Consider the following 14124-nt stretch of genomic DNA (forward strand, 5'->3'; position numbering starts at 1 on the left):
GGGGTTCAGCTGTCGGCGTCGGTGGCCCGGCTTTCCGGCATGGCCGGTGGCGTCGAGGGCTGTTTGCGCGCCCGGCGGCGGGGCGCCGCGGCCTTTGGCGCTGCCTCGGTATCCTCGGGCATCTTGGTTGCCGTCTTAGACTTGTCCGAAACTTCGGCCGGGGCCGAACGCTTGCGCGCGGTCGTGGTCTTGCTTTCGGAGGTGGAGGACGTTCCGCTCTCCGCCCCGGCGGCAGGCTTCGAGACCGGCGCGCTTTCGGCCTTGGCAGGCGCCTTGGACGCGCTGTCGCTCTTGGTCGTCCCGGATGCCGCGCTGGACTTGGCCGCCGTGTCGCTCTTGCTGGACGCCTGTGCCGCGTCGTCGCTCTTGGCCGTGGTCGTGGAGGCCTTCGTCTCGGTGCTGGCGGAAGCCTTGGCGGAAGCGGCCGTGTCAGACGCCTTCGCCTCGCCCTTGGTCGCCGCGGCCTCGGTCTCCGGCGCCTGCTGCGTCGTTTTCGACGTTGCCGCCCCCGAGGCCCGCTTCGGCGCGGGTCGCGCGGCGGTACGCTTCGCGGTGGTGCCGGACTTGGCCGTCTTGCCGCCGGATGTTGACTTGGCGGTCGCCGACTTCTCGGCAGAAGAGATCGTCGCCGCGCTGCCCGAGGCAGGCTTGGCGCTCTTGGTGCCGGTCGTCGACGTGCTGGCCGATGCCGCTTTGGACGCGGTCGCCGCCTTTGCCGTCGCACCGGTGTTGGCAGGTTCGGGTTTGGCCGGGTCGGCCTTGGCGGGTGCAGCCGTGCCGCGACGCGGGCCGGAGCCCGCGCGGCTGGCCGGGGCCGTGGCATCCGCTGCGATCTCGGCGGCGCGGGCCACCGTCTTGGACGGCGCCTCGGCCAGCGGGGTCGGACGGCAGATGTTCACCGGCTGGGCCATCGGCAGGCCCCACATCATCCGGGTCTGCTGCAACGCCGCGTCGTAGAACACCTGTGCAGTGCGCAGCTGCGCCGCCCACGCCTTGCCGGTCAGGGCCGCCATGCTGGTCGCGGCGGCGATCGGAGTCATCACGTACATCGTATCCATCCCTTATCGTCACTGGGCGGGACCTGGCGTCGTGTCCCGAGCCTGCGCTACGTCAACATCACTCACGCTGCAGTGCAGAACAAGGGGGCATGCCGCGCACAGCGGCGGATTCGCGCCTCACACGGACAGGTTTCACGGAAAATTTGCAGATTCGGACCGTGGCGGGCCCGGAGATGGCGCTCAGGGAACACTGACGGGACGTGGACACGCGGGGCGACAGCCAGCCTCGCGCACCCGCGGCCCTGCCTGCCGCGCAGTCCGGGATCACAGGTCGCCCATCACCGCGCCGTTGAACCCGTAGACCTTCCGGTCGCCGGCATAGGGGATCAGCTGGACCTCGCGGCGCTGGCCGGGTTCGAACCGCACCGCGGTACCCGCGGCGATGTCGAGCCGGTGGCCCCGCGCCGCGTCCCGGTCGAAGTCGAGCGCGGGATTCGCCTCGGCGAAATGGTAATGCGAGCCCACCTGCACCGGCCGGTCGCCGGTATTGGCAACCATCAAGGTGATTGCCTCGCGGTCTTCGTTGAGCGTCAGCTCGCCCTCGGCCGGCATGATCTCCCCGGGGATCACGTCCACGGCCCCCGCTCGCGCAGGAGCACCGCCACCGCCGCGGCGAAGATCGCGAGGACGCCGGCGACCGCCAGCCAGTTGACGCCCGCATGGGGGTGAAGGTGCGCGCCGGTGTGGGCATCGGCGGGCAGTGCGGCCAGCAGCGTGAGGGCTGCGGCGGCCGGGGCGGAGAATCGGGTCATCGGAACGGCTCCTTCGAAATCGTCTGTCAGCGGATGGGGTCGTGCACGGTCACCAGCTTGGTGCCATCGGGAAAGGTCGCTTCGACCTGGACCTCTTGGATCATTTCGGCCACGCCGTCCATGCACTGCTCGCGGGTCACCACCTCGGCGCCGGCCTGCATCATCTCGGCAACCGAGCGGCCGTCGCGCGCGCCCTCGACCACGGCGTCGGTGATGAGGGCGATGGCCTCGGGGTGGTTCAGCTTGACGCCACGGGCGAGCCTGCGGCGCGCCACCTCGGCGGCCATGGCGACCATCAGCTTGTCCTTTTCGCGGGGGGTCAGTTGCATGTCTCAGATCATCCAGGGTCGGGGAAGGGGCGCACCGGCAAGGTGCGTGAGAAGCGGAACGAGGCTCCGGCGCAGCTCGAAACCGTCCTCGGCCAGAAGCCGCACCACCGCCACGTCCTCGGTCGGGGCCGATGCGCCGGCATTCGCGGGCAGCATCGCGCGCAGGGTGTCCACGGCATCGCCCGCGTTGGGGCGTGCCAGGATCACGGTGGCCATCGCCCCGGCGCCGCCGCCCACGAAGGCGCGCGACAGCTGGGCGTCGGCGTCGCCAGAAAGCCGAAGGCGGTCTGCATAGACCGCACGGCCGTCGCGGGTCACGTCGATCCGGTCCGACAGGCGAAGGTCGCGCACCCGCTCTCCCATGGCGCGGCGGCCGAAGATCAGCGCCTCGCAGCCGAGGAACGCCGCGTCGCCGGTCAGGTCCACCCTCAGCGAACGTGTGAGCGCAGCGGCATCGAACAGGATCGTCTCCTGCGGCAGCCAGTGACCGATGGCACCGTGCCCTACCGAAAGTTGCGTGGTCATGGCGCCCGGCGCGCCGGGCAGCGCGCGGTAGATGCGCTCTGCGGCCTGTGTGGTCAGACGGAGACGCGCCCCGGGCCGGGCCTCGGCCGAGAGTTGGAACGTATCGCCGCCGGTGAGTCCGCCGGCGGTGTTGAGCCACACCGCGTCGAGCGCCGCGTCGCGGGGCGCGCGCGGGAACAACAGCTTCGCCGATCCGCTCTGCGACAGGGCCGCGATCGCCGTGCCCCCGTCGCGCGGCGCGACCGCCAGCGCGGCGCTTCCGCGGGCCCGCTGGGCAGAGACCCGGCCTATGGTGCTTTCGTCGAGGATCGGTTCGCCTCCGTCCGGTGTGCGGCTATTTTGGGCAGGGCGGTGGGGATCTGCCAGATCGGGCGGCAGGGCCGGACGGCAATGCCCCTTCGCCCTGCCCGTTTCGCAGGCAGACACGCCGGCCCGCGCCCGCAAAACAGGCAGATGCACATCACGAGGCCACGCCCGGCTTCGCTGGCGCCTGAACCGTGAAGGCACAGCGTTCGGGCTTGATGTCCAGCAGCGGCGTGCCGTCGAGGCAGTCGAGACCGCGAACGACCAGAACCGGTCCCTCGCGCCGCACGATCCGCACCCGCGCCAGCCCGATCGGGTTCGGTCGCACGGGCGAGCGCAGCGCGAACGTGCCGGTGGTGCGACCGTCCGATTTCGGGCTTTGCGCCACGAGGTCGCGGCGCGACCGGTCCAGCCAGTAGAGCACGTCCGCCGCCTCGAAGGCCTCCAGTCCGTCAAGCCCGGGCGACCAGACCGGATCGAGCTCGAGCCGGCAGTCCGGCCCGTCGCCGGGATCGCCCTGCCTCGGGCACTCGGCGCGGGTGGTGAAGGGCGTCCGGATGCGACCGATAAAGCGCAGGCTGGCGTCCGACGCCTCGGGCACGTTCAATGCCACCTCGCCCGTCCGGATGTCGTCGCTCATCGCCTGCTCCATCGCTGCGGCGGCAGAGTGCCCCCGTGGGCGGGGCCGGGGCAAGGGGTGGCGGGCCGGGGCAGCAACGCCATCCACAACCTGCGGTTTCGTGGCACCACCTGGGCGCGATACAGCCGCAGGATGCGGAGTCCGGAGACAATCGCCGGGACGCATTCCGCGCGACCGGCGAACGTGGGACGGCGGGCGGGGCGACGGCGAAGCCGAGCGTCCGGCCCGCCGTCCGCCGCTTGTGCCCGGGGCCGCGCACGGTGCACCCTGCGCGCATGAGCCACGCCCCGCAGACCGACCCCGAATTCCTGACCGTCCCCGAGTTGGCCGCGCTGCTGCGGATCAAGGAGCGCAAGGTCTACGACCTCGCCGCCTCCGGCGCCGTGCCCTGCGCGCGGGTCACCGGCAAGCTGCTGTTCCCCGCCCGCGCGGTGCGCGACTGGATCGCCGCCGGGGCCACCTCCGGCGCGGCACCGGCGCCCGGGCTACGGCCGGACGTCTTCCTGGGCAGCCATGACCCGCTTCTCGACTGGGCACTGCGGCAGGCCGGAACCGGCCTCGCCACTTATTTCAGCGGCAGCGGCGACGGACTGTCGCGCTTCGCGGCGCGTGAGGGCGTGGCGACGGGACTCCACATCCTCGAGGACGGCGCATGGAACGTCGCGGCCGCGCGGCGGACCGCGCCGCGCGACGCGGTGCTGCTGTCGTTTGCCAGACGCAGCCGCGGCCTGGTGACACGGCCCGGCAGCGGCATCGCCGCGCTCGCCGATCTCGCGGGCCGCCGCCTTCAGCCGCGTCAGGCGGGTTCGGGGACCGAGACGGTGTTCGCCCACCTGCTGTCCGAGGCCGGGCTGAGCGCGGACGCGTTCGACACCACGGCCCCCGCGCTCAGCGAGCAGGACGCGGTTCTCGCGGTGCAGCAGGGCGCCGCCGACGCGACCTTCGGGCTCGCCGCCCTCGCCCGGCAGCATGGACTGGAGGTGGTGCCGCTGGTGGAGGAGCGCTTCGATCTGCTGGTGGATCGTACCGCCTACTTCGAGCCGCCCCTTCAGCGGCTCGCGGCGTTCCTGCGCAGCGACGCCCTCGCGGCACAGGCCGAACGGCTCGGCGGCTACGATGTCTCCGAGGCCGGCACGGTGCGCTGGAACGGCGACTGAGCGTCGGGCTTCGCCGCTTCCGCCGCTTCGGATCCTCAGAACGGCGGACGCGCGCGGAACCGAACCCCGGCGCCGCCGTCCGGATGCCGCAGCCGCAGTTCCTCGGCGTGGAGCATCATCCGCGGATACTGATCCGCGGTTTCGGGCGCGTAGAACGGATCCCCGAGGATCGGGTGGCCGAGCGCCAGCATGTGCACCCGCAACTGGTGGCTGCGCCCGGTCTCGGGCATCAGCCGCACCCGGCTCTCGGCCCCGTCCGAGCGCAACAGTCGCCAGTTGGTGACCGCGGGCTTGCCGGTCTCGTGGTCGACCTTCTGCAGCGGCCGGTTCGGCCAGTCGACGATGAGCGGCAGGTCCACCCGGCCGGTCTTTTCGGGCATCTGCCCGGCGACGCGGGCGAGATAGGTTTTCTTCGCTTGCCGCTTCTCGAACTGGAGGCCGAGATGGCGCTGTGCATGCGGCGTCAGCGCGAAGATCATCACCCCCGATGTGTCGCGGTCGAGCCGGTGCACCAGGAGGATCTCGGGGAACGGCACGCGCAGCCGCTCGATCAGGCAATCGGCGAGGTGCTCGCCCTTGCCCGGCACCGACAGGAGGCCCGCCGGCTTGTCCACCGCGAGAATCTCGTGATCGGCGTGCAGCACGGGGATCTCGCCCGTGGGCGGGTCGTAGTCGTCGCTCATGCCCGCCGCCCTGCCACCGGCGGAGCGGGAGGGCAAGACGGATCGACGGTCAGCGCCGGGCTGAGAAGGACGAGCGAGGGCTCTGCCCTCGCGCTCCCGGAGTATTTCGCACGAGAAGAAGGGTCAGGGAGTGACGAGGACGTGACCGGCGTCGCGCAGGGCTTCGGCGGTGGCGGCGATGTGGGCCGGGCCGGTGGCGCAGCAGCCGCCGACCAGCGTGGCGCCCCGGTCAACCCAGTCGAGCGCGTGCGCGGCGTAGCGCGCGGGCGTGATGTCGCGCCGCTCGGGCAGCGCGTCGACCGTTGGGCGCGGCTGCAGGAAGGCCTCGGTGATCTCGGCGAAGGCATTGGCATAGGCGCCGATCGGCTTGCCGCAGTCGCCGAGCAGGTCGAGCGCCGGTCCGATCGCCTCGGGCGCCGAGCAGTTCACCAGCGCCGCCGCAGCCGGGCCGTCGGCGAGCAGGCGCGCGGCCTCGACCACAGGCTCGCCCGAGCGCAGGCGGGTGCCGTCGGTGTCCGACACGGTGACCGCGATCCAGACTGGCCGTGCGGTCGTCCGGGCGGCCTCTTGGGCGGCGCGCAGATGGGCGAGCGAGGCCACCGTCTCGAAGATCAGGACATCGGAGTCGGGCGCGAAGGCGGCGATGGCCTCGGAGTATTCCGCGAGCGCGGTGGCGTGGTCGGGAAAGAGCTCGGGGCGGTAGCTTCCGCGCAAGGGGCCGATGGCGGCCGCGACGCGCCCCGCGCCGTGGGCGTCGCGCGCCGCGCGCGCTTCCTCGAGCGCTATCGCCCGCCACTCGGCGAGCCGGTTGCCGAGGCCCTCGGGCATCAGCCGGTCGGGCAGGAGCGCGTAGGTGTTCGCGGTGGCGACCGTCGCGCCGGCGGCGAAGTAATCGCGGTGCACTGCCTCGGCGAGGCCGGGCGTGTCGGCCATGGCACCGGTCGCCCAGAGCGGGCGGTCGGCGTGACCGGCCCGGGTGACGATCTCGTGACCCACTCCGCCGTCCAAAAGCGTGATCCGTGCCATTCTGCGATCCCCGTTGCGCCTGCCGTCGGGGCGCGACGTAGGCGGGCGGCCCTGGCTGCGCCACCCCGCCCGCGCGTCATGCGAAGGCCAGCCGGGCCGCGAGGCCCGCGAAGACCGCCGCCGAGATCCGGTTGAGGAGCCGGGCGCGGCTTGCCAGCCAGCTGCGCAGCGCGCCCCCCGCCGCGCCGTAGAGCCCGGTCACCGCGAAACCCGTGGCCGCGAATAGGCCGCCCAGCGCCAGCAGTTGCGTCCAGACCGGGCCGCGGGCCGGATCGGCGAACTGCGGCAGGAAGGCAAGTATGAAGAGCGCGACCTTGGGGTTCAGCACGTTCGTGAGCGCCCCCCGCAGGACAGCGCGGCCCAGCGTGGCGGCGCCGCCTTCGCCTGTCGGGGACGGGTCGGCCCGCCAGGCCCGCACGGCGAGGACCACAAGGTAGGCCGCGCCCGCGTAACGCAGGGCATCGAAGGCCGCGGGCGTCGCGCGCAGGAGCGCGGCCACCCCGGCGGCGGTCAGCGCGACGTGGAACAGACACCCGAGGCTCACGCCGAAGGCTGCGGCGACCCCCGCGCGCACACCGCCACGCGCACCGCTGGCCATGGCGAACATCACGTCGGCCCCGGGGGTGAGGTTCAGCACGAGCCCCGCGCCGAGGAAGCTGACAAGCGTGGCGGCGTCAGGCAGCATGGCGGGCCTCCGGTCGGGGCGTCGGGACGCGGCAGTCCAGGCGACCAGGTGTCGAAGTGTGCAGAAACGTTCGGATCGCGGTATGTCGAACGCAAGGACCGCGCACTGCCAAACCCGCCGGGACGCAAGCCCCCACGTCACTGTTGGGAAGCCCTGTCATCGGGCACCCAGTCCGGCAGCCTACCGGCGCCCGCCGCGGCCCACGGCGGAGCGGGAAGAACCCTGCGGCAGGGAACCCGTCCGGCAGTATCATCCCACCCCCGGCAGCGCGGTCGCGGCGAGGGCGATACCGTAGAGCAGGAAGCACGCGGCGAGCCCGCGCCGCACCCAGGTCTGGGTGACTGCCGACAACGCGCGCGCCCCGAGCCACGCGCCGAGCGCGGTGTAGGTAGTGTAGCTCATCGCCGTGATGGTCAGCGCCGTGGGCACGATCACGCCCATCTGCGCGGCGATGGGCACCCCCGGCTCCACGAACTGCGAGAAGGCGGCGAGGTAGCCCGCGACGCTTTTGGGGTTGATGGTAGCGATCAGGAAGGCGCGCAGCCAGATCGAGCCCCGGCCCGCGGCGGCGCTCTCGGCCACCGGACGGCCTGCGGCGCGCCACGTGCGGATGCCGAGCCATACGAGCACCGCCGCGCCCGCCACTTTCGCGGCCTCGAACGCCACCGGCGACGCGGTGATGAGCGCCGTGACCCCCACCGCGGAGAGGATCAGGAACAGCAGCGCCTGCGTCAGGATGCCCGCCACCGCCCAGAGCGCGCGGGGCAGGCGTTCGCGCATCCCCGTCTCGATGCAGTTGACGGCGTTCGGTCCGGGCGAGGTGACGAAGACCACCCAGAAGCCCGCGAAGACCAGCCATGCGCCGAAGCTCACGTCGCGTCCCCGAACACGTCCGTCAGGATCGCCTCGAGCGCGGCGGCGTCGCTCGGGCCGAAAGCGGCCGGCCGGTCGCTGTCGATGTCCAGAACGCCCAGCAGACGGCCCCCTGCCCCGCGCACCGGCAGCACGATCTCGGACCGGGTGGAGGACGAGCAGGCGATGTGACCGGGAAACGCCTCCACGTCGTCGACGATCTGGGTTTCGCCGGTGCGCGCCGCCGCGCCGCAGACGCCGCGGTCGAACGGGATCACGAGGCAGCCGTGCCCGCCCTGATAGGGCCCGATCTTGAGCAGCTCGGGCCCGGTCACCCGGTAGAACCCCGTCCAGTCGAAGCGGTCGTCGGCGTGGTGCAGCTCGCAGGCGACGGTGGCCATGAGGGCGACCGCGTCGGTCTCGCCTTCGGTCAGGGCGCTGATTGTCTTGGCAAGCTCGGCGTAGTCGGCGCGCATGTTGGTCTCCCTCGCGTTTGCCTGAACGGGCTACCTCGGGCGGCGCCCCGGGCCAAGACCCGGCGACCGGTTCAGGCGCGGTCGTCCTTGGGCGAGCCCATGACCACGTAGGAGGTGATGGCGTGGACCTGCGGAAGAGTGCCCAGCACGTCGGTGTGAAACACCTTGTAGGCCGCGAGGTCGGCGGCCTCGACCCGGAGGAGATACTCCACGGCGCCGGTCACGTTGTGACACTCGCGGACCTCGGGCGCACGGGCCATCGCACGCTCGAACGCCTCCTGCGCGGCCTTGGTGTGGGTGTTGAGACCCACGGTGACGTAGGCCGCGAAGCCCACGCCCATCTTGTCGGGTGACAGCACCGCGCGATAGCCGCGGATCACGCCCTCGCGCTCGAGCGCCGCGACCCGCCGCAGCGTGGCCGAGGGCGACAGGCCCACGCGGTCCGCCAGCGCGAGGTTGCTCTGGCGCCCGTCGCGTGTCAGTTCGCGCAATATCCGGCGGTCTGTTTCATCCATGGCGGCGAGATATTGCACACGGCGCGCTCCGACGAAAGATTTTGCAACAACATGCGGCCGATATTGGAGTCATCTGCCCCGCATGACACCCGATCTGCTTCTCGCGCTTGCGACCTTCGCCCTCGTCTCGGTCATCACGCCGGGGCCGAACAACCTGATGCTCATGGCGTCGGGTGCCAATTTCGGCGTCTGGCGGACGCTGCCGCACATGGCGGGCATCGCGATCGGCTTCCCAACCATGTGCGCGCTGGTGGGGCTGGGAGTGATGCGCCTCTTCGACCTCTGGCCTCCGGCCGAGACGATCCTGCGCGTGGCCTCGGCGCTTTTCCTCGTCTACCTCGCCTGGCGGATCGCCACGGCCAAACCCGCACGCGCCGATGCCGCCAAGGGCCGCCCCCTGCGCTTCATCGAGGCGGCGGCATTCCAGTGGGTGAATCCCAAGGCGTGGTCGATGGCGCTGTCGGCGGTGTCGCTTTACGCGCCCGGGCGCGATCTGGCCGCGATTGCCTGGGTGGCCGGGGTCTATGTCGCCGTATCGGTGATCTCGACAGGCGCCTGGACGGTGGCCGGCACGTGGATCGGGCGCCTGTTGCAAGAGCCGCTCAGACTGCGGGTGTTCAACGTGACGATGGCGGTTCTGCTGCTGGCCACGCTGGTCCCGGTCCTGATCGGCGCCTGACCCGGCGCGTCCCGGTCGGTTGCATCCGGCCCGCCCGTCCGCCATATCACGGCCAATCGTGCGCCCCCGGGAGTCCGTCGCAATGCACTATCTCGACTTCGAAAAGCCGCTCGCCGAAATCGAGGGCAAGGCCGAAGAGCTGCGCGCCATGGCCGCCGCGAACGAGGAGGTGGACATCGGCGACGAGGCCGCCGCGCTCGACCGCAAGGCCGAGGCGATGCTGCGTGACCTCTACGGCAAGCTGAGCCCGTGGCGGAAATGCCAGGTCGCCCGCCACCCCGAGCGCCCGCATTGCCGCGACTACATCGCCCAGCTCTTCACCGAATACACGCCGCTGGCTGGTGACCGGACCTTCGGCGAGGACAACGCGGTGCTGGGCGGTCTGGCTCGGTTCCAGGATCGCCCGGTCGTGGTGATCGGCCACGAGAAGGGCCACGACACCCAGACACGGCTCGAGCACAATTTCGGCATGGCCCGCCCCGAAGGCTACCGGAAGGCGATCCGCCTGATGGAGATGGCCGACCGCTTCGGCCTGCCGGTCATCACCCTGATCGACACGCCCGGCGCCTATCCCGGCAAGGGCGCCGAGGAACGCGGCCAATCCGAGGCGATCGCACGGTCGACCGAAACCTGCCTGCAGATCGGCGTGCCGCTGGTATCGCTGGTCATCGGCGAAGGCGGCTCGGGCGGCGCGGTGGCGTTTGCGACGGCCAACCGTGTGGCGATGCTCGAGCACTCGGTCTATTCGGTGATCTCGCCCGAGGGCTGCGCCTCGATACTCTGGAAGGACGCCGAGAAGATGCGCGAGGCCGCCGAGGCGCTGCGGCTGACCGCGCAGGACCTCAAGAAGCTCGCCGTGATCGACCGGATCGTCGACGAACCGCTCGGCGGTGCGCACCGCGACCCGGAAAGCACCATGGCAAGCGTGGCGGCGGCGCTGGCAGCGATGCTCGGCCAGCTCGAGACCGTCTCGCGCAAGGACCTGGTGGCGCAGCGCCGGCAGAAATTCCTCGATATCGGATCGAAGGGCCTCGCGGCCTGACAGGCCGTCGAAGCCGCGCGGGAACCGAGCGCGGCGGCAAATGATTTTCTCTCCGAAAGGCGTTTACGCGAAGCGCCGAAGATATTTCGGAGAAAGCCAATGCATATCCTCATCGCCGGCGCGACCGGCAAGACCGGTCGCCGCATCGCCTCGGAAATTCTCGAACGCGGCCACACGCCTGTGGCCCTTGTCCGCGACGGCTCGGACACCTCCACCTTGCCCGAAGGCACCGAGACGCGTTCGGGAGATCTGACCGACCTTGACGACGACGTCTGCGCGGGAATGGACGCGGTGATCTTCGCCGCCGGCTCGGGCAGCAAGACCGGCCCCGAGATGACCCAGAAGGTCGATCGCGATGGCGCGATCCGTCTCGTGGACCTTGCCAAGGAGGCTCGCGTATCGCGATTCGTGATGCTCAGCGGGATCGGTGCGGACCAGCCCGATCCCGACAGCAAGATCGTGCACTACCTCGAGGCCAAGCACGCCGCCGACACGCATCTCGCCGTGTCGGGCCTGCCGCATGTCATCGTCCGGCCGGTTTCGCTGACCGACGACGGCCCGACGGGGGACGTCGTGCTCGGGCCGGACGTCGATCGCGACGCCAAGGCCACCCGGGGCGACGTGGCGGCGCTTCTGGCCGAGGCCGCGATCTCGGGGCGTTACGACGATCAGGATTTCGACATGCAGAGCCGCTGAGGCGGTCGGGTGATCCGGTGCGGACGCCCTACCCCACCAGCATCTTGAGGCCCTGTGTCACGTCGGAGCGCACGGCGAGCCGCAGTCCCGGCTCGTCGCCCGCCTTCAGGGCCGCGATGATCAGCCGGTGATAATGCGGCGCCTCGGATCGGCGCAGGCGGGTATAGAGCGCGCGCATGGTGGGTCCGAGCTGGAGCCACACCGTCTCGGCCATCGCCAGCATCGCGGGGGCCTGTGCCCGCAGGTACAGCGTGCGGTGAAACTCGAGGTTCGCGCGGATGTAGCCGGCCGCGTCCCGGTTCGCCACGATTTCGGAAATGCCGGTGTTGATCGTCTGAAGCCGATCTATCAACGCCATGTGGGCGCGCGGAATCGCGCGGCTCGCAAGCTCGACCTCGAGGAGAGCGCGCAGCGCGGCCAGTTCCTCGATCCGGTCGTTGCTCAGTTCGGGCGTCGAGACCCGACCCGACGCCGACATGGACAGCGCCCCCTCGGCCACCAACCGCTGCACGGCTTCGCGCGCGGGCGTCATGGAGACATCGAACTCCCGGCCGATGCCCCGCAGGGTCAACGGCGCGCCGGGCGGGATCTGGCCGAACATGATGCGCGAGCGCAGCCCGCGATAGACCCGGTCATGGGCCGAGGGCGCGGGTTCGGCGGCACGGGGCCCGAAAATCGGGGAGGATCGCGAGGACGACAACATGGCACCATGTGATCACAAACGCGGGCGCCGTCAATCCTGCACGGAATGGCCGCGCGCGGTGGCGCCTACTCGGCCTCGAACCGGTAGGCGTGAAGCCCCCCGCCCTCGCGCCGGAGCCAGTCGCGCGGCGCGCGCCAGTCACCGTAAAGCTGCTCGACCAGCGTCCAGAACCGGTCCGAGTGGTTCATCTCGCGCAGGTGCGCGACCTCGTGCGCGGCGACGTAGTCGAGCACGTCAGGTGGGGCCATCGCGAGACGCCAGGAATACATGAGGGCGCCTTCCGAGCTGCACGAGCCCCATCGCGAGCGCGTGTCGCGCAGCGTGATGCGCGTATAGCCCCGGCCCAGCATCCCTGAATACCGATCCGATGCCTCGGCCAGTCGGTCGCGGGCGCGCGTCTTCAACCATGCGCGCAGCCGGGCCGCCGCGGCCTCGGGATCGCCCGGCACGCGCAGCTCGCCTTCGGCCAGCTGCACCGCGCGCCCCGGCCCGGGCACCACCCGGTGCAGCGCGCCATCCACCAAAAGCTCGGCCCCGATGCCGACAAGCTGACGCGGCGCCTGCCGGTCGAGATGACCACGCAGCCACGCCTCCTTCTCGCGCAGGAAAGCCAGCCCCTCGGCCTCGGGAACACGCTTCGGCAGCGTCAGGGTGACACGCCCGTCGATGCCCGACAGCCGCAACGAGATCCGCCGGGCGCGGGCAGAGCGACGCACCTCGACCGGGATCGGCGGGTTGCCGGACAGCGCGATACGCCCCATATCCGATCCTCCTCGATCGCAAAGCCGCCGGCCGGGTCCGCACCGGACCGCCGCCACGGGCGTTGACGCCCCGCGCGGGTTATGGCAGGGGGCCGTGATCGTCTGCAAGTGCCACGACAAATCCGAGAGGGACCTTCCATGCCGAAGGAAGAATGGGGTGTCAAACGTGTCTGCCCCACGACCGGTAAACGCTTCTACGACCTGAACCAGAACCCGGTCATCAGCCCCTATACCGGCGAGGTCGTCGAGGTCGAGACCGGCAAGCGCAACATGATCTCGGCCGATGCGGCCGACGGCGCATCGCGCAAGTCGAAGAAGTCGGACTCCGAGGAGAACGAGGTCATCGAGGACGACGACAACAACGTCGAGCTGGATGACGATGACGTTCTCGACGACGACGAGGACGACGACAACGTCTCGCTCGACGAGATCGCCGACGTCGCCGAAAACGACGAGGACTGACGCCGCGACGGCCGCGGGGGATCGGCGGATTTTTCCGCTTGAACCCGTCCCGCGGCCCGGTTAGGAGACGCTCCACGGCGCCACCGGCGCCGCGGATACGGGGCCTTAGCTCAGCTGGGAGAGCGCCTGCATGGCATGCAGGAGGTCAGGGGTTCGATCCCCCTAGGCTCCACCAATTCCCCCGACATTCTATGACCGATCGTTTGCCCGCCCGACGCGCGGCACAGGGAACGTTGTGCGATCTCGGCGCGTGGCGATCCCCCCGCCGACGCGCGCGGGTGCTAAGGCGCCCTTCGCGACTGCCTCTGGCGCGAAGCGCTTGCCTGACCGCGCGCCCAACCGGCCAGAACGAACAGCAGCGCCGCTGGAATCCAGTAAAGCAGCAAGGTCGGCAGCGTGTCGTCGAGAAGCGTGGTCGTGTCGAGCCGGAACGCGGCGCGCACATGGTTCTGGATCACCCAGGCCTCCATGATCACGAGCGCCAGCAGCATCAGCCCCGCTCCTCCGCGCAGCACCAGCCATATCGCCGAGAGAAGAAGGAGCGTCGGCAGGATCACCCACATCGGACTCCGGTCGTAGAGAGCGAGTGTGCTCCATTCCACCAGCCACCACGCGAGACCGGCGCCGAGGCTCGCGAGGGTCAGGATCCAGGCGGGAATCGGCGACATCAGGCGTCCGGTCTCGAGATGCGCGAGCCACAGGATGGCATCGGCGCGGGCGTTGGGAAATGCAGAACCATGCGTGCCAACACGCAACGGGGCGAAACGGTTCGATATTTCG

Annotated in this window: 20 protein-coding genes and 1 tRNA gene; 6 read left to right on the forward strand and 15 right to left on the reverse strand. The window is 70.8% G+C overall.

Features of this window, described 5'->3' with window-relative positions; genetic code table 11:
- Positions 1-5: 5 nt before the first annotated feature.
- The 6 genes from BMX29_RS03025 to tsaA form a co-directional block, all read right to left on the reverse strand.
- Entirely contained in the window at positions 6-1049 is a 1044-nt protein-coding gene (locus BMX29_RS03025; protein ID WP_092810308.1) for a hypothetical protein, read from the reverse strand.
- Between the two features lie 273 nt (positions 1050-1322).
- Positions 1323-1628, reverse strand: a complete 306-nt coding sequence (locus BMX29_RS03030) for an urease subunit beta (protein ID WP_092810760.1) — start codon at positions 1626-1628, stop codon at positions 1323-1325.
- Entirely contained in the window at positions 1625-1810 is a 186-nt protein-coding gene (locus BMX29_RS03035) for a hypothetical protein (protein WP_092810310.1), read from the reverse strand. Before BMX29_RS03035 ends, BMX29_RS03030 begins: the two co-directional genes overlap by 4 nt.
- Positions 1811-1836: 26 nt before the next feature.
- Positions 1837-2139 carry an urease subunit gamma gene (locus BMX29_RS03040; RefSeq protein WP_092810312.1) on the reverse strand — a complete coding sequence of 101 codons (303 nt, stop codon included), beginning with the start codon at positions 2137-2139 and terminating at the stop codon, positions 1837-1839.
- Between the two features lie 3 nt (positions 2140-2142).
- Positions 2143-3090 (reverse strand): urease accessory protein UreD, encoded by a 948-nt coding sequence (locus tag BMX29_RS03045; RefSeq protein WP_244889131.1) that lies wholly within the window; start codon positions 3088-3090, stop codon positions 2143-2145.
- A gap of 34 nt (positions 3091-3124) precedes the next feature.
- Complete coding sequence (gene tsaA, locus BMX29_RS03050; protein WP_092810764.1) at positions 3125-3607, reverse strand: tRNA (N6-threonylcarbamoyladenosine(37)-N6)-methyltransferase TrmO; 483 nt, start codon at positions 3605-3607, stop codon at positions 3125-3127.
- Positions 3608-3882: 275 nt separating this feature from the next.
- Here tsaA and BMX29_RS03055 point away from each other — a divergent pair, with 275 nt between their 5' ends.
- Positions 3883-4764: a helix-turn-helix transcriptional regulator gene (locus BMX29_RS03055; RefSeq protein WP_092810314.1), complete on the forward strand. Its 882-nt coding sequence runs from the start codon at positions 3883-3885 to the stop codon at positions 4762-4764.
- Positions 4765-4799: 35 nt separating this feature from the next.
- On the opposite strand, the gene BMX29_RS03060 is transcribed toward BMX29_RS03055, so the two are convergent.
- The 6 genes from BMX29_RS03060 to BMX29_RS03085 all read right to left on the reverse strand — a co-directional run bounded on the left by BMX29_RS03060 (position 4800) and on the right by BMX29_RS03085 (position 9001).
- Positions 4800-5447: an RluA family pseudouridine synthase gene (locus BMX29_RS03060; protein WP_092810316.1), complete on the reverse strand. Its 648-nt coding sequence runs from the start codon at positions 5445-5447 to the stop codon at positions 4800-4802.
- A 123-nt stretch (positions 5448-5570) separates the two neighbouring features.
- A complete protein-coding gene (locus BMX29_RS03065) occupies positions 5571-6473 on the reverse strand; it encodes a homocysteine S-methyltransferase family protein (RefSeq protein WP_092810318.1) in 903 nt (300 codons plus the stop codon).
- 76 nt (positions 6474-6549) lie between these two features.
- A complete protein-coding gene (locus BMX29_RS03070; RefSeq protein WP_092810320.1) occupies positions 6550-7158 on the reverse strand; it encodes a LysE family translocator in 609 nt (202 codons plus the stop codon).
- A 249-nt stretch (positions 7159-7407) separates the two neighbouring features.
- A complete protein-coding gene (locus tag BMX29_RS03075; protein WP_043843041.1) occupies positions 7408-8031 on the reverse strand; it encodes a LysE family translocator in 624 nt (207 codons plus the stop codon).
- Positions 8028-8486 (reverse strand): GAF domain-containing protein, encoded by a 459-nt coding sequence (locus BMX29_RS03080; RefSeq protein WP_092810322.1) that lies wholly within the window; start codon positions 8484-8486, stop codon positions 8028-8030. The genes BMX29_RS03075 and BMX29_RS03080 overlap by 4 nt, the downstream gene beginning before the upstream one ends.
- A 71-nt stretch (positions 8487-8557) precedes the next feature.
- Positions 8558-9001, reverse strand: coding sequence for an Lrp/AsnC family transcriptional regulator (locus BMX29_RS03085; protein WP_092810766.1), 444 nt, complete (start codon positions 8999-9001; stop codon positions 8558-8560).
- An 82-nt stretch (positions 9002-9083) separates the two neighbouring features.
- Between BMX29_RS03085 and BMX29_RS03090 the strand changes: the two genes are divergently transcribed.
- The 3 genes from BMX29_RS03090 (at position 9084) to BMX29_RS03100 (ending at position 11418) form a co-directional block, all read left to right on the forward strand.
- On the forward strand, positions 9084-9680 hold the full coding sequence (locus BMX29_RS03090; RefSeq protein WP_092810324.1) for a LysE family translocator: 597 nt from the start codon (positions 9084-9086) through the stop codon (positions 9678-9680).
- An 82-nt stretch (positions 9681-9762) separates the two neighbouring features.
- A complete protein-coding gene (locus BMX29_RS03095; protein WP_092810326.1) occupies positions 9763-10722 on the forward strand; it encodes an acetyl-CoA carboxylase carboxyltransferase subunit alpha in 960 nt (319 codons plus the stop codon).
- Positions 10723-10821: 99 nt separating this feature from the next.
- Entirely contained in the window at positions 10822-11418 is a 597-nt protein-coding gene (locus BMX29_RS03100; protein WP_092810328.1) for an SDR family oxidoreductase, read from the forward strand.
- 28 nt (positions 11419-11446) lie between these two features.
- Here BMX29_RS03100 and BMX29_RS03105 read toward each other — a convergent pair whose 3' ends face one another.
- Positions 11447-12121, reverse strand: a complete 675-nt coding sequence (locus tag BMX29_RS03105) for a GntR family transcriptional regulator (RefSeq protein ID WP_051487449.1) — start codon at positions 12119-12121, stop codon at positions 11447-11449.
- Positions 12122-12186: 65 nt separating this feature from the next.
- A complete protein-coding gene (locus BMX29_RS03110) occupies positions 12187-12882 on the reverse strand; it encodes a M48 family metallopeptidase (protein ID WP_092810329.1) in 696 nt (231 codons plus the stop codon).
- 138 nt (positions 12883-13020) lie between these two features.
- Here BMX29_RS03110 and BMX29_RS03115 point away from each other — a divergent pair, with 138 nt between their 5' ends.
- Positions 13021-13344, forward strand: coding sequence for a TIGR02300 family protein (locus BMX29_RS03115; RefSeq protein ID WP_043843031.1), 324 nt, complete (start codon positions 13021-13023; stop codon positions 13342-13344).
- Between the two features lie 99 nt (positions 13345-13443).
- Positions 13444-13519 (forward strand) — tRNA-Ala (locus BMX29_RS03120).
- A gap of 106 nt (positions 13520-13625) precedes the next feature.
- Here the strand turns inward: BMX29_RS03120 and BMX29_RS03125 are convergent.
- A complete protein-coding gene (locus tag BMX29_RS03125) occupies positions 13626-14012 on the reverse strand; it encodes a hypothetical protein (protein ID WP_092810331.1) in 387 nt (128 codons plus the stop codon).
- Between the last annotated feature and the right edge of the window lie 112 nt (positions 14013-14124).

Source organism: Roseivivax marinus (assembly GCF_900109705.1).
GTDB lineage: Bacteria > Pseudomonadota > Alphaproteobacteria > Rhodobacterales > Rhodobacteraceae > Roseivivax > Roseivivax marinus.

What these genes read in the sequence shown, in the direction of transcription:
- BMX29_RS03060 (WP_092810316.1), bottom strand. Translation starts at nt 5,447, where the DNA reads ATGAGCGACGACTACGACCCGCCCACGGGCGAGATCCCCGTGCTGCAC.
- BMX29_RS03035 (WP_092810310.1), bottom strand. Translation starts at nt 1,810, where the DNA reads ATGACCCGATTCTCCGCCCCGGCCGCCGCAGCCCTCACGCTGCTGGCC.
- BMX29_RS03110 (WP_092810329.1), bottom strand. Translation starts at nt 12,882, where the DNA reads ATGGGGCGTATCGCGCTGTCCGGCAACCCGCCGATCCCGGTCGAGGTG.
- BMX29_RS03085 (WP_092810766.1), bottom strand. Translation starts at nt 9,001, where the DNA reads ATGGATGAAACAGACCGCCGGATATTGCGCGAACTGACACGCGACGGG.
- BMX29_RS03125 (WP_092810331.1), bottom strand. Translation starts at nt 14,012, where the DNA reads ATGTCGCCGATTCCCGCCTGGATCCTGACCCTCGCGAGCCTCGGCGCC.
- BMX29_RS03115 (WP_043843031.1), top strand. Translation starts at nt 13,021, where the DNA reads ATGCCGAAGGAAGAATGGGGTGTCAAACGTGTCTGCCCCACGACCGGT.
- BMX29_RS03090 (WP_092810324.1), top strand. Translation starts at nt 9,084, where the DNA reads ATGACACCCGATCTGCTTCTCGCGCTTGCGACCTTCGCCCTCGTCTCG.
- BMX29_RS03080 (WP_092810322.1), bottom strand. Translation starts at nt 8,486, where the DNA reads ATGCGCGCCGACTACGCCGAGCTTGCCAAGACAATCAGCGCCCTGACC.
- BMX29_RS03095 (WP_092810326.1), top strand. Translation starts at nt 9,763, where the DNA reads ATGCACTATCTCGACTTCGAAAAGCCGCTCGCCGAAATCGAGGGCAAG.
- BMX29_RS03065 (WP_092810318.1), bottom strand. Translation starts at nt 6,473, where the DNA reads ATGGCACGGATCACGCTTTTGGACGGCGGAGTGGGTCACGAGATCGTC.
- BMX29_RS03055 (WP_092810314.1), top strand. Translation starts at nt 3,883, where the DNA reads ATGAGCCACGCCCCGCAGACCGACCCCGAATTCCTGACCGTCCCCGAG.
- tsaA (WP_092810764.1), bottom strand. Translation starts at nt 3,607, where the DNA reads ATGAGCGACGACATCCGGACGGGCGAGGTGGCATTGAACGTGCCCGAG.
- BMX29_RS03040 (WP_092810312.1), bottom strand. Translation starts at nt 2,139, where the DNA reads ATGCAACTGACCCCCCGCGAAAAGGACAAGCTGATGGTCGCCATGGCC.
- BMX29_RS03100 (WP_092810328.1), top strand. Translation starts at nt 10,822, where the DNA reads ATGCATATCCTCATCGCCGGCGCGACCGGCAAGACCGGTCGCCGCATC.
- BMX29_RS03070 (WP_092810320.1), bottom strand. Translation starts at nt 7,158, where the DNA reads ATGCTGCCTGACGCCGCCACGCTTGTCAGCTTCCTCGGCGCGGGGCTC.
- BMX29_RS03025 (WP_092810308.1), bottom strand. Translation starts at nt 1,049, where the DNA reads ATGTACGTGATGACTCCGATCGCCGCCGCGACCAGCATGGCGGCCCTG.
- BMX29_RS03105 (WP_051487449.1), bottom strand. Translation starts at nt 12,121, where the DNA reads ATGTTGTCGTCCTCGCGATCCTCCCCGATTTTCGGGCCCCGTGCCGCC.